Raw genomic sequence first — 21,103 nt, 5'->3', positions numbered from 1 at the left:
TTTAATTCTCCTGTCGTGACTGTCGCCACGCTTCTAAAAGTTGTCTCGAAAAACCGATTGCTCCCGAACTCATTCGAATCTTGGGCGGAAATCCGGAAGTAGGGTCCTTAGCCAATCTCCAGCATTGCGTCCTACTAATTCCCAATACGAGTGGAAGATCGCGCGGCCGGATTATTTCGTAGTTTGAAACGTCTCGCGTCTGTTGATCCGATTTCCTCGACGTTGAAATGACAACGTTTTGAACCGCATCTGAAGTATCGCTGAGTCCGTTTATGTAGTCGGCAATCAGCCTAACGTTTAGCGGATCGCTTAAGATGTTTCTCACCAGCTGTCCCATGATTAGAGACAGATCAATTTTCATCTGGTGAGAAAAGTTGTTGCTGTTTGAACTTGCTTTTGGGCTTGCCCGACTTTGATTGTTAAACAAACGATCACGCGCTTCTGATTTTTTTTCTTTCATTTTCATCATTGACCTCCAAGGAAATTGATCTTGCGCGTGTGATTTACAGTTTCTATATTCAGTTAAAATGTGGTGAATAAACGTGGAATTCACGCTATAGCGTCAAAATTTTAATAAACATGGTGGATAAATAATCAATGCAATTAACAATAAAAATGTGAGAATAATGTTGTTTCTAAAACACGGTGGTTATATAAACAAGGTGGTTAATTAATCAATATTTGAAAACTCAAACATGGCGATAAAATAACCAAGGATATTAAAAAATGAATGATGATTGATAAATGTATGGCTGGATAGCATAGTGGGTATATATCCAAGGTATCCATTTTGGGACAAACGGCATTTTCAGTTGGTTAAATGTTCAAGATTTTTTTGGGGAGGGTTGACCAAATATCAAAGATAGGCAGTTAATGGCGAGAAAATGTTAGAAGCAATTAAAACCATAATGAGGAGTAAATAATGAAGAAAAGAGATGGAAGGAAACTCAGTGCTGACGATCAGTACAAACGTCGAATAAAAATTGTAGAATTGCGTGATAGTGGAATGCCCAACGTGGAGATTGCCAGGCAGGTCGGTTGCAACCTCAGTCATATAAGCACTATTTGGAAACGATATCAAGAAGGTGGATTGAGCGAAATAGAGTCAGGGATTAGAGGGCGTAAAAATGGGGAAAACCGGGTCTTGTCGCCAGAGGAAGATGCAGAAATCAGAAATCTGATAATTAAATATACTCCGGATCAACTTGGTCTCGATTATTACTTATGGTCTAGAGATGCTGTTCAGTTAATTGTTAAAGAAAAATACAAAATTGATATGCCGCTGCGAACAATAACTGACTACATCAAAAGATGGCGATTCACTACGCAGAAGCCACCAAAAGAAGCTGAAAAACTACCTAAATGTCCATTCAAAAATTGGCTTACTAAAGACTATCCAAAATTGGTTGCAAAAACGGAAAAAGAAAAATATGATATTAACTGGGTAAATAGCAGCAATATTAAGAATAAATATAAATCAAATTATAGCAAAGTTAACATTAGCATGCTGTCATCTATATCGAATCAAGGTAAAATTAGATTTATGATATATAAAGATGAAATAACCAGTTCAAAATTTACTAAATTTATCGATAATCTTATAAAGGAATCCAATAAAAAAATATTTATTATCTTTTACAATGAAGAGATATATCAAAGCAATTCGGTTCATAAGTGGCTAGACAGGAGGAAAAAGAAGATTGATGTGATCTATCTTGAAGATTGTTACTTTGGATTGCATTCATAATTATTGGAATTAATTATACTTAATAGTTTGATTTCCCATGCTAGAAGGGCCATTTGCTTTTCTTTATCATAACGGTAAAGGTTATAAACCTTGATTACACCTTGCTTGGCGTGATTCAAAACAGCATCAATTACCTCGTCCATTTCACCAGCTTGAGCCATAAAGGTAGCCGCAGTTCTTCTAAGATCATGAGGGGTGAAATGGTCAACGCCCAAGCGGTTCTCGGTTGCAGGCTCTCCATCTTTCCCGAATAGTGGATTACCCTTCTTGTCCAACAATGGCCAAGCGAGGTTCCTGTGTACAGCAATCGCTACGGCATGGACATCAATAGACTGAATTTTTTCCCTATGCGGGCATGGGAAAATATGACCTTCATATTTGACTTTTGGCGAGATTTCTCGAACAGCCTTAACCCTATCGATGGATCGCGTAATGAGTCCCTTTGCAGAAGGCGTCAGAAACACTCGATGGGCTTTCCCGTTTTTGGACCTCTCGCTAGGAATAGTCCACCAATCGCCATCAATTTCGTTGGTATGAACTCCTATAACCTCTCCGGGGCGCTGTGCCGTCACAAGCATTAATCTGAGCGCGGCCTTAATCTCATCACTAATGGCAGCATTATCTAGGGTCCACCATAGTTTTTTTATTTCGTCAGCAGAAAGCGCCCTTTCTCGCGCAACTTTTGGAGCCAACGCCTTGACACCGGTTGCCGGCGAATAAGGTAAAATGTCACGCTCAACGGCAAAATTCAGCATCTTGCGAATGACTTGGAATGTATTGTTACTCATGCCAGGAGAGCCACGTTCGATTATCTTTTCAAGCAATAAAACGACATCACGCTTCACAATATCTATCGCCTTGCGCTTACCCCACAAAGGGATTACTTCTTTATTGAGGATACGTTCATCCTCTGCCCAAGAGCGCTTAAATTTTTTGGCATGTTTCTCAATATATTCAATTACGAGGTTCTCTACGGTAAATGCTTTGCAACGCTCTTCCTCATTCGTGACCCTTTTTGCTGCCGCTTCCTGCTTAACCTTTGCGGGATCAACACCATCGGATCGCCCAGCTTTTAAAGCAGTAACCTTACCTTTCTCAATATTAAATGCCCTTCTGGCTTCCTCCAGTGTGATGCCGTTAGGATGTTGTTTGTCCTTATAATCTCCCAAATTCAGAAACCGGCGGACACCATCAACACGGTAAAGATAGAAGAAAACCTTGCGGCCCGACGGATGCACCCGGACTCCAAAACCGCCTCGCTCCCTTTTGGTATATTCGTTTCCAGTTGCTTTCATATTTCGAATTGTCATATCATCAAGAATATCTGGCATGGGCTACACCTCACATTTACTGTTGCCGTATTGTTGCCGTTCTAAATCGTGTTTTGACGAAACCATTTGAAACAATTTGTATTGGCATTTTAGCTATAACTGTATAAATGTAAAGTATTTACTACGTAAGTATGAAATTATCAGAATATGCTTGAAACTGGCCGAAACAGATCTATAATCTTACTTCGAACCAGGTTGTCGGGAGTTCGAATCTCTCCGGGCGTGCCAATAAATTCAATGAGTTATATATTTATCACCTGAACCATAAGATGGCAAAATTGTCATCTTATGGTTCATCACTCTTTTGTCAACTTATGCCTCATTTTTTGAATATCTGTTTCCTCACCGATTGCTTCCCAATATTTTTGTTTGTTCAGATTTTGTCGTGATTCAAAGGAAAAGGCCAACTTAAATCTAAGATGGCCTTTTGCATGACATTGCAGTGAACTGGTGAACGGCAAAATAGGATAAGACGTTTTTATTTGTATCTACGGCGGACAATCCGCACACATAGATTTAAAGAGATTCGTACTAAGGTAACGATCACCTCGATCAGGAATAATGACAACTAACATACCTGATTCAATATCTTGTGCTAGTCTGAGCGCACCAGCCATTGCTGCGCCGCCGGACATGCCACAAAAAATCCCTTGCCGGACAGCAAGCATTCTCGCACTTTCGAAAGCCTCATCGTCTTCCACAACCAACTTGCAATGATAGGCAGTAGGATCGTAAATAGGAGGAACTATCGCCTCCTTCATATTTTTCAGGCCTTGGATCTTATGCCCCAACACTGGCTCAATTGCCACCACCTGCACCTGAGGCCCATGTTCCCGAAAATAGCGTGATACCCCCATCAGCGTACCGCCTGTACCCATCCCAGCCACAATATGTGTCACATTACCCTGAGTCTGACTCATTATCTCCGGAGCTGTCGTCTCATAGTGCGCCAACACATTGTTGGGATTTGCATACTGGTTCGGCATGTAATAGTGGTCAGGATTCTCTTCATAAATTTTGTGAGCCAGTCTGATCGCTCCATCGGTAGCCTCGCAACCAGGAGACAAAACAATCTCTGCACCGTAGGCCTCCAGCACACTGCGCCGTTCCATACTGACACATGCCGGCATCACCAGCTTGATGCGATAACCTCGTGCCGCCGCAATCATCGCAAGGGCAATGCCAGTGTTGCCGGATGTCGGTTCCAGAATGACTTTATCAGGTGTTAGTTCCCCACTTGCTTCGGCCGCAAGGATCATGTGCCGGGCTGGTCGATCCTTAACCGAACCGCCAGGGTTGCTTCCTTCCAACTTTGCCATGATTCTAACCCCCGGTCGTGTCGATAGGGAGCCCAACTCAACAAGAGGAGTTGAGCCGATTGATTCAAGAAGACTTTGTCCTTTCATATCTGCCTCGCCTGTCCGGGAAAGTATTTCACCATAATAAATGCATTTTTTTTCGTCAAGTTTTTGTCATTTTTTGTTTCATCAAATATCAACTAATGAATAGGTTGAATATTCACCCTATTTTGCCATAATATGATTAATTTCAATACCATAATAGCGGTTCAGGCGGTAGGCTACAGGGCTATGAACCATTTTTTCATCAGTTGGACTTGTGAAACTTTTATTGAACTATTAGATCTTCTGAATTGCCTCTTTCAGTGCCGATAACTTGTAGGGTTTCTGAATAAATCCCGCCAAGCCCTTGCCCGCAAACTTCTGAGTAACTTCCTGTTCGCTGAATCCGCTGGAAATAATGACCTTAACATCAGGTTTTAACTGCCTGAGTTCTCGATAACATTGTTCGCCGTCCATATGCGGCATAGTAAGGTCCAGGATCACAAAAGAAATGCCAGGGGTTGTTCTGAATATTTCTATCGCTTCCCTGCCGTCGTTGGCGGTCATAATCGTGAAGCCAAGCTCTTTAAGCATTTCCGTACCGATGTCTTTCACCGTTTCCTCATCGTCTACTAAAAGGACCGTACCACTACCTTTCCAGATATGCTCAACGCTGGCACGATTGGAAATCGCAGCGGGCTTGCTGGATGCCGGCAAGAGTATTTTAAAGGTAGTGCCCTTGTTGGGTTCACTGTAGACCTTGACCGTCCCCTTATGGCCACGAACAATGCCCAGCACGGCAGCCATGCCCAGCCCCCTACCCGTGAACTTGGTAGTAAAGAAGGGATCGAAAATCTTGGATAGGGTTTGCTTGTCCATACCACAACCGGTATCGGCAATCTCAAGATAGACGTAAGTGCCTTGACTGATGTTTTCAACCAGCCAAACATCCTTCAGGTAGTTCTTGTCGCACTCCATGCAACCGGTGGTGACGGCAATAACACCACTCTTGTCGCCAATCGCCTCAGAGGCGTTTATGACCAGATTCATGACAATCTGGCGGATCTGGGTGGCATCAGCCTCCACAGCGGGAATATCCGGGTTGAGATTAAGCCTCAGGACAGCCTTCTTCGAGATTGAAACCTCCAGCATATGCAGCATATCTTCCAAAAGCCGGTTCAGATTGATGCTTTCAATCACGAATTTACCTTTGCCGGAGTAGGCGAGCATTTGTCTCGCGAGGTCAGCGGCGCGGGTTGCGGCCTCCTCGATCTTGTGCAGGTTCTCGACACCGGGCGATTCCTTGTTGATGCGGAGTAATGCCAAGTCTGCGTTTCCAATAATTGACGTTAGAATGTTATTGAAGTCATGCGCGATACCACCAGCCAAGACACCCAGGCTTTCCAGTTTCTGGGCGTGCAGTAATTGTTGTTCAAGTTTCAGGTGTTCTTGTGCCGCCTTTTTGCGTTCGTCAACGTTTCTGGCAACGCCCATGATTGCAGGGTATCCGTCATAATTGATATAGCTGGCATGTATTTCTACGCAGAATTGTGAATTATCTTTCCGAAGGTGTTTCGTCTCGAAGGTAACCAATTTTGAGTCGGTCAGGTTCCGTAAAAGGGCTTTGACCTCCTCGGGGTCCGGGTAATAAGCGTCAAGTTCGGTAATATGCTTGGTGAGCAGTTCTTCGTATGAATATCCAAGCTCATTGCAGGCCTGGACATTGGCATTCAGGATTTTTCCCGACATATCGGAGATATAGATTGGATCTGCTACGTTTTGGAATAGATCCCTGAATAGCTGTTCCTTTCTTTTTCTTTCAATGATTTCACGTTCCAGTTGGTTGTTTTTATCTTGCAGCAAATCTTCCGCCAGTATTCTGGCACTCTCTTTTTCCGCCAGCGATTCGGTCATGGCGTCGAATGATAGTGCAAGTTGTCCAATTTCATCCTCCAAATAGGTTAAGCCGCTTTTTGAAGACAGGTCCCCATTTTCAACGGCCCTGACGGTTGTTGATAGTTTCTCTATAGGTAGAATAAAGGCTAATCTCGCGAGAATACTGGAAAAAAGATATGAAACCATAACCGCTACGAGCGATATGCCCAGAATAATGCCAAGGAGCTTATAAGTCTTCGAAATAACAAGTCTGTCTGGAACAGATGCCCTGATGTAGAGGAAAGGAGCCTCACCGGGCCCAAGACGTAATCGCTGAAAACCAAATACCCGTTTAACGCCATCACGACCAACATCTACGAATACTCCACTCTCATGGTCATTTATCATTTGTTTCCACAAATGGGGGGCATCAGAACTTCCATATTTCAATCTACTCAGATCAGGATATCTGTAGAGGAGGACCCCCTTATGATCGATTAAACTGAATGCAGAACCAGCAGGAAAATGCTGTGCTTCAAACTGACTTTTTAAGCGCGTGAGATCGAGAGCCGCATAAAGAACGAATTGGGGATTTCCGGAAGGGTCGAGAATCGGAAGAGCAAAATGAAAGGTCGGTTTTCCGACCGCCCTGCTGACAGTAAACTCACCTGAGCTGAATTTCTTGGTTCGTAATGCATCTTGAAAGTATTTCCTGTCGTTGACCTTGTAACGAATAGGCAAAGATTGTTTCACCCCCGTGGCTATGACATTTCCATCAGGGTCCGCAATACCGATGTTCAGGTTAGAAGGGCTCTGCACGAGGATATGGTTGAGGATTTTCATACATGCTTCCGGGTCCATTCGCTGGATTTCGGGAAACTGGGATAGAGTTATGAGAAGGTTCCTTATTCCCTCAACCTGAGAATTATGTTCCAAGGCGATCGATTGTACAGCGACAAGGACATCATGCTTGGCTTCTCGGTAACTTTGATCGTATTCGAATTTCAGAAAATAGAGGAATGCCAGCGCAATCGGCATTGCTGAAAACATTATGATTAAAAGGAGCTTCGTCCGGATTGAACGACGATTAAAGAATTTCAGCATTTGTTATCCTAGCGAGCCAAAGCTATAAATAATGTTACATAATAATTAAGTATCAAATGTCTGCCGCAAAACATGGGTTCCCCGGTATGCGGGTTGAGGCCGCGACGGTCTGCCTCATGCTCGACCATGAAACTGCCAAAGCCGGTTTAGTCTAAAATTCTCGCCGGATTCCAAAGTGCTTTTCAGGATTGAAAGCATTTTTTCACCATTTATGCGAGCCCTTTCCTGAAAAACTGATCTCAGACCGTACTCTTCCGGCTGTGTCGACTTCGATAATCTCTATTACTTCGCGTTTGTAAACAGAGCATTTCCAACCTTGGGATTCCTCCTTGCAGGCTTCATTTCACGTTTTAAGTCCCCCATGCCAATTAAAGGCCCTTTGCTGACATTCATGGGCCACGGAAAGCGAGATACCCAGTTCTTCAAAACGCTCGATCGCCTCGTCAAGATTGTTCCTCTCAATCAATTTTGCAAGACTAAGTAGATCTCCGATCTCACCTTTACTTCCATCCAGGGCCTGCCGTATATCGTCGGAAAGACTGAGGCCCGTCGCCACCTCATCCAGGGGAATGTCATAGACGTCTATCAACATGGAGAGTGTTCCGGCCATAAAAGCCTCATCGGTTGAGCACCCACCAACGCGCGGCGATACACGAGCAAGTTCTTCCATGAAAGTGGCGCGGGTCACCGCCATGTCCATGATCGGGTTAGTAAGTTCCTCGCGGCCATCTTCGGCAAAAAGAGCAATCTGTACCCAACGACTAAGCTGCTGCCGCCCGATAATACTGAGTGCATGACGAATAGTACGAATTTTCTCCTGCAGGCCGAATGATACCGAGTTGACCAGTATGAGAAGTTTGTAGACAAGCACCGGACTTTCTTTAAATGTTGTCTCAAGGTCGGTTATTTCGGCATCATTGACCAACTGTTGCATGAGCTTGAGGAAACTGGTGACGGTATTTGCGAGCCTCTGCTTTTTGATAAGTGCAGGGCGGGCAAAAAAGTATCCTTGGAACAGTTCGATCCCCATGCTGCGACAGCGCAAAAAGACGTCACGGGAATCGACCTTTTCCGCGAGGAGTTTGACCGGGTAAGCCCGGAATTTTTCCACAACATCGCGGAGACTACTTAACGGTGTTGTAAACAGATCGATCTTGATGATATCGACAAGACCGTTGTAAAGTGGTTCATATGCGAGACTGTATTCGTGATCATCAAGAGCCAACTGATAGCCGAGGGATTTCAAGGTCCGACAGCGCTCTACGATCTCTGGTGTAATTTTGATGGATTCCAACAGTTCCAGACCCACCTGCTGGTGGGGTAAAAGTTCTATAATGTCGCTCATGAGGAGTTCTGTATCGACATTGATAAACCCCTGTTGATTGCCGAGGAGCTTTGAAACGCCTACCGAAGAGACGGTATTGAACATCACCCGGGTACTAGCCTGGGTAGCACTATCGAATTGGGCAGACGAGAAGGATTCAGGCGATCTGAAGAGCAATTCGAAGGCTGTAATCTCTTCCAGGGCGGTTAAGATTGGCTGCCTGCCGATAAGGTATGCATCATCCCGCATTTACCCCTCCGGTTATCCATGCATAGACATTTCAATAAAAAATGGTCACCCGTCAGAGCAGGGTAAGGCCAAAATACAACAAATACTATTTAATTACAGCTCATCAGATATTCTGTGTAAATTACTTTTTGGGCTTGCTCTGGCAAGTGTGCCGTATTATTTTAACCTCTACACACGATTGAACTCAGCAGTTGACTCAACTTACTCAAGTTGTAAGGCTTTGTCACCGCACCGATAAAGCCATAGGAACCATAGTCGGCCATGGTTAAATCGTTGGAATAACCGCTCGACACGATCAGGCTCGCTTTCGGATCAAAGGCAAGTATTTGCTCTGCTGCTTCCCTTCCGCCCATCCCGCCTGGAACGGTCAAATCCATAATAACCGCCGTAAAGGTTTTTCCCGAGTCAAATTCCGCTTTATACTTTGCAACTGCCTCCGTGCCATTCTCACATGTAGTCACGTGGCACCCCAGGTATTCCAACATTTCAGTCAATAGTTCCAGAATCATCTTCTCATCGTCCATAACCAGAATTGAACCGCCAATATGGCCATCTGTCGTCTGGGTAACGCTGTCCGACTGGTGGTTTGCGTATGCTTCATCAATTGCTGGCAGGTAGATTTGAAAGGTCGCCCCTTCTCCTGCAATCGATTTTACACCGATATACCCGTTATGCCTTCTTATTATTGAGTTAGCAGAGGCTAGTCCCAAACCGTTTCCGCCGGCTTTTGTGGTGAAGTAGGGATCAAATATCTTCTTCAGATCTTCTTCCGAAATACCGCAGCCTTGATCGGTAAACACCAGCATGACATACGTTCCCGGCGGGAGCAGCATCTTGTTTTGAGCGACCAATGTGACATTTTCCGCCTTGATAGTCAGCGAACCTCCCTTAGGCATTGCTTGCACGGCGTTGATTATAAGGTTATTAAACACCTGACTTAATTGCCCTTCATCGGCTTCTATCGCGTGAAGCGACTCGGGAATATCAACGACTCCTTTGACGTTTGCCCCCCTAAGAGTCAATGAGAGTGTTTCCTCCAAAATATGGCCAACTGACACCTTTTTCATAATAGGCGTGCCACCCTTTGCAAAAGTCAGGAGTTGGGTAGCAAGCGAAGATGCCCGCATGGATGCTTTCTCAGCATTTTCAAGCAGTTGATCCGCTTTGTCAGGCTTTCCGAGTGACATGCGGGCAAAGGAGATGTTCCCCATGATACCGGTGATAATATTATTGAAATCGTGTGCGATACCGCCAGCGAGGACGCCCAGTGATTCCAGTTTTTGATTTTTCAGGAGTTCGTTTTGAGTCAGGCGCTTTTCTGTGATGTCTTCCCCAGAAAAAAGCACGCCACTAATCCCGGCCTCGTCACGCAGAAGCGTGTTGTGAAAGGCAATGAGCCGTTCTTCGCCATTTTTTTTGATCACCGAGTTCTCATAGAACTCAACAGGAGTCAGTTCGCCGGCAAGTTGTAATGCAAAAACGCCTTTTACCGACTTTCGGACGTGATACGGCAGGCACACGTCAAACCAGTTCTGGCCCAGCAGTTCATTATCGTCATAACCAAGAATCTCGGCGCCCTTCTTGTTTATGAGGATGATCTCACCTGCCCTGTTCAGGGCGCAAAACATTACTCCGGCGATATCAAGATAGCGCTGGGCGGCCTCCTTCTCTCGGGTAATCGTTTCAAGAGCCAAATGGTGCTCTGTAATGTCACGGGCGACGCCTATTACACCTGCCACCTGACCGTTGGTGTCATAAAAAGGGCTTTTGACCACTTCGACCAAGGTCTTTTGTCCATTTGCCAAGGTAATCCAGTGCTTGAGCATCAAAGGTCGTCCCGAACTAATTACCTGACGGTCTGACTCGATATATTTTCTGACCGACTCTCGATCATTGATGAATTCTCCGTCAGGATGGCCGATAATTTGATCCTTAGAAAGGCCGATATAACGTGATGCATATGAGTCATTACAACCCAGGAACATGCTGTTTTTATCTTTGTAAAAAATAAAGTCCGATATGGAATCAAGTATGGTCTGCAAAAAACGCTGGTCTTCTTCACGCTTGAGGGCTAATAGCTTGGTGGAGGAAATATCTTCGAGGAGAGCCAGAACATAGTCAACAGAGCCATCAGTGTGACGGACACAGCCAACCGAAAGATTTGTATGGATAATCGATCCGTCTTTGTGCATGAACCTTTTTTCAATGGAATAATCGTTGATTTCGCCTGACAGGAGACGGTTGAATTTATCAAGATCGAGAGCGAGATCCTCCGGATACGTAAGTTCTTCCCAGGATAGGATTGCCAACTCTTCACGGGAATAACCCAACATCTTGCAGAGTTGATCGTTTACCTGCAGCCAGGCCTTCTCGGGAGATGTAATTGCCATACCAACAATCTGGTGTTCGAAGAAGAGCCGCATTCGTTCATCACTCTTCCGCAATTCATTCTCCGCCTGCTTGCGCTCGGTGATGTCGGCTATGACCCCGACCAGTGCGTGTAGGCTCCCGTCCGGGTTTTCCAGTCTCCGCCCAGACAAGTGCCCCCAGAAAGACGTGCCGTCCTTACGGATATAATGCCGATCCAGCGATACCGATTGAATCTTGCCCTGAATTAGTTGGTGCATTTGCGCATCGCCAATCTGCTTTTCCGACTCATGCAGGTGATCTTGGTAGGGAGTACCGATCAATTCCTGAGGTGACTCCCCAAACATATCCGCCATCCGTCTGTTACTAAATTCAATAATTCCTTGCGGAGACACCTGGATAATGCCTGCCTCCGAAGCATCGAAAACCACCCTCAACTGTTCCTTGCTGACTCGAAGCGCCTCTTCAGACTGCTTGTGTGTTGCAACCTCTTTCGCAAGTTTTTCATTTGTCTCTATAAGTTGATAGTTTGCCTCGGAAAGTTGCCTAGTCCGTTCGACAACAAGCTCTTCCAGAAGCTTATTGCGTTCGACCAACTCTTGGAGAGGGTAGACTTCTCCTTCACGAACAAGAGCGTAAGGGATGGAAATACTACTATGAGATATTTTCCAGCCTGCTGATTCCTTTCGGAAGATCAGGACAAGGCGTGCAGTCTCTCGTGACAGAATGTGGTCTTCAATTGGCAAATGAATGTTGAAAAACCCGGTTGTGACGGCAACCGTATCAGACAGGGACTGGATTGCAAGATCCTTGAGCTCGATACGGAGCGGCTCCTTAACCTGGGCGAAATCCTTACGGGTAATCGCTACCCACTCATCCCTGTCTTTGACGAGAAAATCACCGCCTCCGGTAAAGCCGGAAAAATCGTCACTGAAATAGCTCGTGAGACGATCATCGCGGAATGCGTACATTTGCAGGTATTCATCAAATAGTTGCCGAATTTCCTGGTAGTCGTTTGCACCCATTATGCAGAACCTCATTATTTGAAATAAGTATTGAGTACCACTATGCCGTAGCCACGCAATACCTAATACATGCCATACCGGAAAAAATAGCCGACATATCTTCGACTCGCAGTGGTTTGCAGAAATAAAATCCCTGAATTTCCTCGCACTGGCGGTCAACCATGAAATCCAGTTGCTCTTTTGTTTCGACACCTTCAGCGACAATTGTCATGTTCAAACTATGGGCCATCGAAATAATTGACTCCGCAATGGCTACCGAGTTTTTCTCATGGGGAAGATTCATCACAAAAGAACGGTCAATTTTGATCTCATGGAACGGCATCCTCCTCAGGTACGAGAGCGACGAGTAGCCGGTACCAAAATCATCCAGCGAGAGTTTTAGGCCCATATCCGCAATGGTTTGAAGGGTCTCAAGCGTCTGGTTGATGTCCCTCATGACGATACTTTCAGTAAGCTCAAGACATAGGCATGATGGCTCCATTCCGGTATCGTTCAGGACCGCACCAATCATATTCACGAGGGTGCCTGAATGAAATTGGTGAGCGGAAACATTTACCGAAATCTTCAAAGGGGACATTCCTTCAGATCTCCACTTAACATATTGTGCGCAAGCTGTTCGCAAAACCCATTCGCCAACCTGGTCAATCAAACCTGTCTCCTCCAGGATGGGAATAAACGTCGATGGTGCAACAATCTGCTTTTCTCCGGTGGGGTGCCACCGTACCAGAACCTCCATTCCAACGACAAGATGGGTCTTTGCGTCGAACTTGGGTTGATATTGGAGAAAATACTCACCTCGCTGAAGGGCATGGCGAAGGCGATTCTCCATCTCCAGACGTTTCTGAACCTTAAGACTGAGATCATTGGAATAGAATAAATACTTATTCTTACCAAGCAGGGTTGCCTCGGACATTGCGGTTTCAGCACTCTGGAGGAGTCTGTCGAGAGATTCGCCATCGACAGGGAAAACAGCAACTCCAATGCTTACCCCCAGAAAAAATTCGTGCATATTTATACTAAACGGTGTGTCAAAAATTTTGATGACGTCATTGATAAGACTCAGCAAGTTCTGTCCATCTACAGTCATTATCGCAAACTTGCTGCCCGTAACTCTTGATATTACGTTAGGATCACGTACCAACTCTACAAGGCGCTTCCCTACTGCGACGAGCAGATGGTCACCAAATTCATACCCGTATGTCTCGTTCACAAATTTGAGACTGTTTATTTGCAGTAATAGGATGGCAACATTTCCCGAAAAATGTTTCCTGGTGACAGCCTCATAAAAGATGTCACCCAGTCTGGTTCGATTCGGCAGGCCGGTGATATTGTCGAAGCTTTCAAGCACCTGAAGTTTTTCCGACTGTTTGTTGACCAGCACCTCAAGGTTTCTCTGATATGCATTGGTTTCCTTTATCTGTTTGGAGCGCTTCAATACTCTTTCAATGACCTCCTGAAGATCACGCAAGCTCTGAACAGGCTTTGTGATATAATCCCATGCCCCTCTTCTAACGGCCTCTATGGCATCATTCACCGCTCCGGCCCCGGAGACCACCACAATCGGGACTTCCGGGTTACGCTCCTTTATCCCTGAGATGACCCCATAACCATCCATAACCGGCATATTAAGATCGGTCAGAACAAGGTCAGGACGCTCAATATCAAATAATTCGAGCCCTCTCGCCCCATTTTCAGCCTCAATGACCATAAAACCGAGGTCTTCTAAAAATGCCACAAAACACATGCGGATGCCCGGGTCATCCTCTATGGCCAGTATTTTTGCATTTTCGCTGTTCATCATGGCGCACCTTTTAATTGGTTGACCAATGGCAATTTTATCGTAAAGCATGTCCCCTCGCCAGGGCTGGACTCGACCTCAATGCTTCCTCTATGATTGTTGGTAATCAGCATGTACGAAACCGCAAGGCCAAGGCCGGTGCCTACCCCCACTTCTTTGGTGGTGTAAAAGGGTTCAAAAATCCTCTTCTTGACATCATTGGTCATGCCGGGGCCATTGTCAGCCAATTTTATCACCAATGTTTCGCCATCCCTGGAGACGCTAATCCTGATCGTAGGATCTTCCACGGCGTCATCCTCGCACATCGCCTGCGCGGAGTTTTTGATCAGGTTGATAAGGACCTGCTCTATTTCGGTAATGTTGATCAAAATTCGCGGAAGGTTGTTTTCGTAATTTCTTATGATTTTGACATTTCTGATGTCATATTTTCTGCGCAGATCGTAGTCGCTCTCCGACATTTCGATGGCCTGTTCTATGACATCCGGCAAGTTGCTCAACTGGTTCCAGGAATCGCTTTTGTGCGCAAATTGCAGCATGTTTTTGATTATCTTTGTTGCGCGCTTTCCCGCTTCTTTCATACTGGTGATAAAATTAAAGATTTCCCGTCTCTCCAGATAGTTACGCACCATCCCGAGATCAACGCCAACTTCCTCGGCAACTCTGGTATTCACCACCAGTTCGGGGGAGAGGCGTCGCTCCATAATTTGTATCGCTTGCACAACGATGCCGACCGGGTTGTTTATCTCATGTGCCAAACCGGCGGCCAGGCAGCCAATCATCGTCATTTTCTCGTTTTGGATCATCATCTCCTGGGCCAGCTTCCATTCTGTGATGTCCTGGGCAATGGATATGACGCCGCTTACCTCTCCCTTAGCATCCCGCAGGGGGGTGTTGGTCCACTCACAAAGAATAGTCCTACCATCTTTGGTCACGTTTTCGCTGGTACCCGTGGCTTCCAGATCTCCTGCCGGCAGTCTCTGCCAGACCTGATCAACAAGTGGTCTTGCTGATGGTGGCACAATCAGCTCAGTAGCTTTCCTGCCCGCAGCCTCCTCCGGTGAATAACCAAAAGTTCTTTCTGCAGCAGGATTCCAGCTTTGGACGGTATAATCCTTGTCGAAGACAATACAGGCAATCGGTAATCGTTCAATATAGAGCCTCATCCGTTCTTCACGATCAACCAATTCATCCTTAATTAATTTACGTTGGGTATCATCAGAAAGGAATCCTTCCAGCACCTCGACTTTGCCCTGTTCATTCCGCATTGCCCTCATGTAGAGGTTGGCATAGAAATGAGAGCCGTCCTTCCGTATCGCTTCCAGCTCTTCGCAAACCACCAGATCAGATACTTCAAGTTGTCGCAGGATTTTTTCCCGTTGTCTAGGCTGAGCATAGAGTTGATGGGGGATATCGGGAACACCTGCAATCATATCTTCAGCAGTTTCATAGCCAAAAATATGTGCATATACAGTATTGACCGTTATGAATTGTCCGCTAGGCAGCGACTGGAAAATACCGATAGGAGCGTTTTCAAAGATGTTCCGGTATTTTTCTTCAGACCGGCTGAGATTTTCTTCTGCACGTCTTTTTTCGGTAATATCCTGGGACATCGTGATGCCATACTGCTTACCTGAGATCTCGATTGCTCTTGCAGAAATCAGCATGGAAACCAGGTTGCCTTTAAAATCGACACAGGCCATTTCCTCTTGATCAATGCTGCCGGTTTCAATAAATATTTTATTGAATCGCTGGAATTCGGCTTTTGACATAATTCCCAGTTCATCAGCTCTTTTACCTATTGCCAACTCCTTGCTGATGCCGTGGAGCTCGCAACAACGATGATTAACATCGACAAATTCTCCGGTTTCAATTTCATGAAGGAAAATGCTCAAGGGGTTTTCATCGAAAATAGTCTGGAAACGCTTTTCACTTTCCTTCAGGGCTTTTACGGCCTTTATTCTTTCAGTAACATCAAGCACCATAACAACGAAACCTGCCGATGTATCTCCACGAACCAACGGCGCAATGCCTACCAAAACGTCGAGCCTATACCCCAGCTTTGTGACACCTTGGATTTCAAGCATTGTTGCATCATTTACCATTGCCTTCGCGTAAATATCCGATCCGACTGTCTCGAAATCTTCCTCACTCGCGTAAATTATTCTTGTCTTTTGCCCGATCAACTCTTCCCTCGTGAACCCGTACATGGCGCACATGGCATCATTAACCTTCAGGAATATCCTATCTTTGACATACGCAATCCCAACCGGGGCAGCCATGTAAAGCGACTGCAACTCGGCCTCACGTTGTCGTAGCGAGTCCTCCGTCCGTTTACGGGTTTCAATTTCGTGTTCGAGCTCAATAGTTCTATTTCGTACCATACGTCGCAACTGGACAATAAAGGCCAGCGCTATACCGGCTACAGCCAGAGCCCATTTGATGACGTCGCGCGGACGAATACCGTGTTCGTAGCGGAGTGAGAGCCATTTTTGTTCTATCCCGCGATGCTCCTCGGCAGGTATCGACATGAGCGCCTTATCGAGAATACGCGCCAGTTCGGGCCAGTCCTTGCGGACACCCATGGCGTAGGCATCCTCGGGATAGGGAGAGGGTGCAACCACCTTGAGATTCACAAGGCCTTTCTTCTCAATGAGGTAACTTGCAACAGCCAGGTTGCCGACATAGGCATCGGCTTTCCCCGTTGCGACCGCTTCAAGCGATGTAGCAGTTGTGGGAGTTTCGATGACCTTTACTTCAGGGACATCGTGCCGGATCTTGGCCGCCTCGATAAAATCGTTTTCCGTGGCGATTACGCCACCGGAAAGATCCTTAATATTGGAAATAAATTTACTATTTTTACGAGTGAAGATGACTTGCGGGAATGATATATAATTTTTGGTAAATTCGATAAAACTTTCCCGGTTCTTATCATGAGTTATCATCAGGGCAAGGTCAACTCCGCTCTTGTTCTTGAGGGACTCAAGCGCATCCTTCCATGACATGTCGGGTTCCGGCCGAAACTCGATGCCCAGCTGTTTGCCAATAAGCATGAGATGGTCGTACGCCATGCCTTGGAAATGGCCCTGATCGAAGAATTCAAACGGTGGGTAGGTTCGACTGATCCTGACACGCACGACCGGGTGTGCGGCAAGCCAGGCATTCTCTTCCGGAGTCAGTATCAGCATTCCTTTGGAACTTTTAGTTGATTGCGACGCGCCGCCGGTACCCGTAAGAGCAGATACTGTTATGAGCACTATGAACCACCAAGAGCGCGTGCGAAAATTCATGGGAACTGCTCCATTCCGGGAAAAGCTATTCTTATGCATCTTAAAACGGTAACGAGAAGTCTAAGGCCCGTCACTGCTTTTGCCAAAACATACGATCCATCTTCCCGACTATCAATAATTTGTCGGCGCTATTAATTACTACAGTAAGAAGTCCTCATTCATTGTACCAAAAATTATCGAAGATAGCGGTTGGTTATCGCCACGTAGAATGGGGTGATATCCGAAAAACCATCAACGACAAAACCAGTCAAGCTAAACGGTACACATAACATCTGCCAGAAGAAATAATATAATACCAAAACAGCTAGTTAACCTCGCTTTGATTTCAAAATTTGAAAACGTGGCTCACCTCCGGGGGTGATACCCTGTTAAAAAAGCAGGAGAGGCACCAAACAAATATAACAAATAATATTATATCTTTACAAACAGGAGACTATAATAAGGCTTGAGAAAACAGGGTATCGAAAGGCTTGTGTCGTTTGTTGCGGTGGATTGTGTAAACACATCAAGCTTCGGAAAATTGAAACCATAGAGATTAATATAATCAAATACTAATTTAGCTTCATAGTCCAAACTGTTGAGATCGTCAAGTTTTTTTGAAATTTTGAGCAGGTAGAAGTCAAGAATTAGTGGGCCGGAGTTTCATTTCAAGGAACCAGGGTACTCTATCTTCATTAAACCCTTGTACTTCCGCAAAAAAAGGTATAAAGAGTATTTAAATTTCATATATGTGCGCTGTTCGTCGGGACGATGCGATCTCCCGCAGCTTCCAGGCTTTAAGTGGTCATCTTTCGATTGAAACCGTAACGACGGGAACTTCAATGCACGATGCTACCAGAACGCGGCGACACCTTGAAAAAGAGATAGGTACACTACGAAACCGGGTTTCTTTCCTGGAGAACGCGGTTGCGAAGATGCGGCGCCGGGGTGACATCAACGGCCCCCCGCCCTTGATAGACCACGTGACCGGCCTGCCAAGCCGGATACAATTCTACAATACCCTGCACGATGCCCTTGTCTCCTCCAAAAAGAGCGGCGAAAAACTTGCCGTTATCTTTCTCTCTCTTGATCGCTTCAAACTCATCAACGATACCCTCGGCCAGTTCGTGGGGGACGCCCTGTTGCAGGAGGTGGCCAAACGCCTTGGGATGTGCCTGCAGAAGCATGACAACCTGTGTCGGCCGGGGCGGGACGAATTTCTGCTGCTACTCCCCCGGACCGGGGACAGAGATGGGGTCGCACGAGTGGTGGAAAGAATTTTTCAGGCCCTGTCCGATTCCTTCCAACTGGGCTGCCAGGAGCTCATCATCAACTCCAACATGGGGATCTGCGCCTATCCCGAAGGGGGAGACAGCGCCGACGCGCTGATCAGAAACGCCTATGCCGCCCTGCTCAAGGCACGTGACCTGGGGCAAAACACCTTCCGCTTCTTTTCGCCTCAAAGCTACGAATCGGAATTCAGCCGACTGCTGTTGGAGAACGACCTGCGCCGCGCCCTGGATCGCCGGGATTTTTCCCTGAACTATCAGCCCCAGGTTAACCTTCAGAACGGCAGGGTTGTGGGGGTGGAGGCGTTGGTCCGCTGGGACCACCAGACCCTAGGCCCCATCTCCCCCGATCGGTTCATCCCCTTGGCCGAGGACATGGGCATCATGGCCCCCCTGGGCGAATGGGTACTCCGCACCGCCGGCGAGCATCACCTCGCCTGCACCGGTTACGGCTGCCAACCGGTCAGGTATGCGGTCAACCTCTCTCCTACCCAACTCCACTCCGGCAACCTAGTGCCGTGGATACTCGCAATCCTGAATGAAACCGGTCTGGAGCCGGGCTATCTGGAGTTAGAAATAACAGAGGGCGCACTGCTCAGGAACCGCCAAGCGACGGTTGCGGCGTTCGAGGCCCTGCACGCCAGAGGGGTGCAGATCGCCCTAGACGACTTCGGCACCGGCTACTCCAGCCTCGCCTACTTGAGCCAGTTTTCCATCAGCAAGCTGAAAATCGACAAAGCTTTCACCAATGCCGTCACAACGGACGAACGGTCCGCCGCCATCTCCCGGGCGATCATCTCCATGGCCCACAGCCTGGGCATGCGGGTTATGGCCGAGGGGGTCGAAACCCAGGAACAAGTGGACTACCTTCGGGACCTGGGATGCGATGAAATCCAGGGATACCTGGTGTCGTGCCCCCTACCCCCCGACGAAACCATGCAATTCCTCGCCCGGCACTCCGGGGCAGAATTCCCTTTGTAGGTCACGCCAAACCGCGAATTCTCACGCTTTACGAAAGTGTCGCCGAGGGAAGCCACGCCGAATCCGCTTTCAAATTTTTCCGCTTGCAAAGAAATAAAGATGTGATATAGAGGATCAAAAGGCTGTGGGTGTTACAATATATCAGCGTCATCGAGCGATGATATGGCCGAGTCTATCGATACTGATGTTTTCATGCGGACGCACGTCATGGTTGACTGCCGAAGAATGACAGCCCGAATCACCGTAGAGGCCTGCGTAAAATATCAGAAGAACAACGACGCCCTGGCCTGCGTCGGCTGCAACCGTTGTGTCCCCGGCGAACTCGGCAGAGCCGCGGATTGGCTACCCTATATCAGATCGCGACTGAGCCTCCCGAAAGAACCCTGGCAGGAGCCGGATTGACGAAAAATAAGCAAGCCTCGTACAACAACCGGGCCGGAACCCTTAAAGGGTATCTGGCCTTTTTGCGTCCCCGGAACGGCCAAACGAACAGGGGGCCAAGCTTTTGTCTGCCTGACCCCCTGTTTTTTATCGCAGCATGGATTTGCTAGCGCCGGTCGCCGCCCCCGCGCTCGTCGCGGCGTTCGTCTTTCATCTCCCGACGCTGTTCCTTCATCTGCTGGTGCTCGTCGCGGCGCTGTTCCTTCATCTGCTGATGCTCATCGCGTCGCAGTTCTTTCATATCCCGACGTTCATCGCGGCGCTGTTCTCTCATCTCACGGTGTTCTTCCCGCCGCTCTCCTGTCGGCCGGAAATATCTACCCCGGTAGCTATTCCGGTCCCTCGAATACATACGGTATTCCCGGTCGCGGAATTCATGAATCCGTCTCATCCGGTAGCGGCGGAGTTCGGGGGGGAGTTCCCGCGGCCGCACCTTTATCCAAGGGCCGCCGTAATAGTCGGTGCGGTACCAGCCCCCTCCCCGGAAGATGAAGTAGGCGTTGGAGAGGTAGAACATGTCGTAGGGCACACCAACAGCCACGCCGAAGCCCAATTCGGGCGGGTAGAGAAAATCGGGGGGTTGGGCGACGACTACCGGCGGTCCTCCCACGTTGATACTGAAAGATATACCTGCTTGGGCCGCTGAGGCGGCCTGTAGGAGGACCACTGCCGCAGCAACCGCCAACACTTTTTTCATAAAACCTCCCTCTTCTGTAGTCCCGTAGTGAGCAATTACTGATCGCTTTTTATAAAGAGTACACCTTCCCGAGGCCGAGTCAAGACCAAACCCTTTATATTTATTGTAACATTTTTAGGGTTTTTTGCGTAATTCCTGTCCCATCCTCCCCAGCCAATGTACAAAATTGTGCGCTGTCTCACAGATTTTTTCCACCAGAGGGCTATGATGGGATAAACAGTTGCGCCTCAAAGCCAACTCCTTCGAGGTTGGGACACATTAAAACATTT

At 47.0% G+C, this 21,103-nt stretch carries 12 protein-coding genes and 1 pseudogene; 3 read left to right on the top strand and 10 right to left on the bottom strand.

Going from position 1 to position 21,103, the window contains the following annotated elements:
• Nucleotide 1 precedes the first annotated feature (1 nt).
• The gene (locus tag LDN12_RS05935) at nt 2–466 is read right to left on the bottom strand and encodes an AlpA family transcriptional regulator (RefSeq protein WP_223921757.1); all 465 of its coding nucleotides are present in this window, start codon (nt 464–466) and stop codon (nt 2–4) included.
• Between the two features lie 456 nt (nt 467–922).
• On the opposite strand from LDN12_RS05935, the gene LDN12_RS05930 reads away from it, so the two are divergent.
• Nucleotides 923–1,747, top strand: a complete 825-nt coding sequence (locus LDN12_RS05930) for a transposase (RefSeq protein ID WP_223921756.1) — start codon at nt 923–925, stop codon at nt 1,745–1,747.
• On the opposite strand, the gene LDN12_RS05925 is transcribed toward LDN12_RS05930, so the two are convergent.
• The 8 genes and pseudogenes from LDN12_RS05925 to LDN12_RS05890 form a co-directional block, all read right to left on the bottom strand.
• Nucleotides 1,726–3,078, bottom strand: a complete 1,353-nt coding sequence (locus LDN12_RS05925; RefSeq protein ID WP_223921755.1) for a site-specific integrase — start codon at nt 3,076–3,078, stop codon at nt 1,726–1,728. The genes LDN12_RS05930 and LDN12_RS05925 overlap by 22 nt on opposite strands.
• 488 nt (nt 3,079–3,566) lie before the next feature.
• A complete protein-coding gene (locus LDN12_RS05920) occupies nt 3,567–4,484 on the bottom strand; it encodes a PLP-dependent cysteine synthase family protein (RefSeq protein ID WP_223921754.1) in 918 nt (305 codons plus the stop codon).
• Between the two features lie 231 nt (nt 4,485–4,715).
• The gene (locus tag LDN12_RS05915) at nt 4,716–7,397 is read right to left on the bottom strand and encodes a response regulator (RefSeq protein WP_223921753.1); all 2,682 of its coding nucleotides are present in this window, start codon (nt 7,395–7,397) and stop codon (nt 4,716–4,718) included.
• An 8-nt stretch (nt 7,398–7,405) separates the two neighbouring features.
• Nucleotides 7,406–7,531: pseudogene (locus tag LDN12_RS17955) on the bottom strand (hypothetical protein); the annotation flags it as partial.
• Between the two features lie 209 nt (nt 7,532–7,740).
• Nucleotides 7,741–8,970 carry an EAL and HDOD domain-containing protein gene (locus tag LDN12_RS05905; protein ID WP_223921751.1) on the bottom strand — a complete coding sequence of 410 codons (1,230 nt, stop codon included), beginning with the start codon at nt 8,968–8,970 and terminating at the stop codon, nt 7,741–7,743.
• 161 nt (nt 8,971–9,131) lie between these two features.
• Nucleotides 9,132–12,362: a PAS domain S-box protein gene (locus LDN12_RS05900; protein ID WP_223921750.1), complete on the bottom strand. Its 3,231-nt coding sequence runs from the start codon at nt 12,360–12,362 to the stop codon at nt 9,132–9,134.
• 40 nt (nt 12,363–12,402) lie between these two features.
• Nucleotides 12,403–14,211 carry a bifunctional diguanylate cyclase/phosphodiesterase gene (locus LDN12_RS05895; protein WP_223921749.1) on the bottom strand — a complete coding sequence of 603 codons (1,809 nt, stop codon included), beginning with the start codon at nt 14,209–14,211 and terminating at the stop codon, nt 12,403–12,405.
• Nucleotides 14,160–17,447 (bottom strand): PAS domain S-box protein, encoded by a 3,288-nt coding sequence (locus tag LDN12_RS05890; protein ID WP_223921748.1) that lies wholly within the window; start codon nt 17,445–17,447, stop codon nt 14,160–14,162. The genes LDN12_RS05895 and LDN12_RS05890 overlap by 52 nt, the downstream gene beginning before the upstream one ends.
• Before the next feature lie 821 nt (nt 17,448–18,268).
• Here LDN12_RS05890 and LDN12_RS05885 point away from each other — a divergent pair.
• Together LDN12_RS05885 and LDN12_RS05880 are read left to right on the top strand one after the other, a co-directional pair.
• On the top strand, nt 18,269–19,696 hold the full coding sequence (locus LDN12_RS05885) for a bifunctional diguanylate cyclase/phosphodiesterase (RefSeq protein ID WP_223921747.1): 1,428 nt from the start codon (nt 18,269–18,271) through the stop codon (nt 19,694–19,696).
• Between the two features lie 162 nt (nt 19,697–19,858).
• Nucleotides 19,859–20,098, top strand: a complete 240-nt coding sequence (locus tag LDN12_RS05880; RefSeq protein ID WP_223921746.1) for a hypothetical protein — start codon at nt 19,859–19,861, stop codon at nt 20,096–20,098.
• A 145-nt stretch (nt 20,099–20,243) separates the two neighbouring features.
• Here the strand turns inward: LDN12_RS05880 and LDN12_RS05875 are convergent, their stop codons facing one another.
• A complete protein-coding gene (locus LDN12_RS05875; protein WP_223921745.1) occupies nt 20,244–20,834 on the bottom strand; it encodes a hypothetical protein in 591 nt (196 codons plus the stop codon).
• Nucleotides 20,835–21,103: the final 269 nt, after the last annotated feature.

Source organism: Geobacter sp. AOG2 (genome assembly GCF_019972295.1).
Classification (GTDB): Bacteria; Desulfobacterota; Desulfuromonadia; order Geobacterales; family Pseudopelobacteraceae; genus Oryzomonas.
Note: the sequence above shows the minus strand (reverse complement) of the source record. Positions and strands in the feature narration are given on the sequence as shown.

Excerpts from the sequence above, each read along its gene's own strand:
- LDN12_RS05935 (WP_223921757.1), bottom strand. The coding sequence starts at position 466 with ATGAAAATGAAAGAAAAAAAATCAGAAGCGCGTGATCGTTTGTTTAAC.
- LDN12_RS05930 (WP_223921756.1), top strand. The coding sequence starts at position 923 with ATGAAGAAAAGAGATGGAAGGAAACTCAGTGCTGACGATCAGTACAAA.
- LDN12_RS05925 (WP_223921755.1), bottom strand. The coding sequence starts at position 3,078 with ATGCCAGATATTCTTGATGATATGACAATTCGAAATATGAAAGCAACT.
- LDN12_RS05920 (WP_223921754.1), bottom strand. The coding sequence starts at position 4,484 with ATGAAAGGACAAAGTCTTCTTGAATCAATCGGCTCAACTCCTCTTGTT.
- LDN12_RS05915 (WP_223921753.1), bottom strand. The coding sequence starts at position 7,397 with ATGCTGAAATTCTTTAATCGTCGTTCAATCCGGACGAAGCTCCTTTTA.
- LDN12_RS05905 (WP_223921751.1), bottom strand. The coding sequence starts at position 8,970 with ATGCGGGATGATGCATACCTTATCGGCAGGCAGCCAATCTTAACCGCC.
- LDN12_RS05900 (WP_223921750.1), bottom strand. The coding sequence starts at position 12,362 with ATGGGTGCAAACGACTACCAGGAAATTCGGCAACTATTTGATGAATAC.
- LDN12_RS05895 (WP_223921749.1), bottom strand. The coding sequence starts at position 14,211 with ATGCTTTACGATAAAATTGCCATTGGTCAACCAATTAAAAGGTGCGCC.
- LDN12_RS05890 (WP_223921748.1), bottom strand. The coding sequence starts at position 17,447 with ATGAATTTTCGCACGCGCTCTTGGTGGTTCATAGTGCTCATAACAGTA.
- LDN12_RS05885 (WP_223921747.1), top strand. The coding sequence starts at position 18,269 with ATGCACGATGCTACCAGAACGCGGCGACACCTTGAAAAAGAGATAGGT.
- LDN12_RS05880 (WP_223921746.1), top strand. The coding sequence starts at position 19,859 with ATGGCCGAGTCTATCGATACTGATGTTTTCATGCGGACGCACGTCATG.
- LDN12_RS05875 (WP_223921745.1), bottom strand. The coding sequence starts at position 20,834 with ATGAAAAAAGTGTTGGCGGTTGCTGCGGCAGTGGTCCTCCTACAGGCC.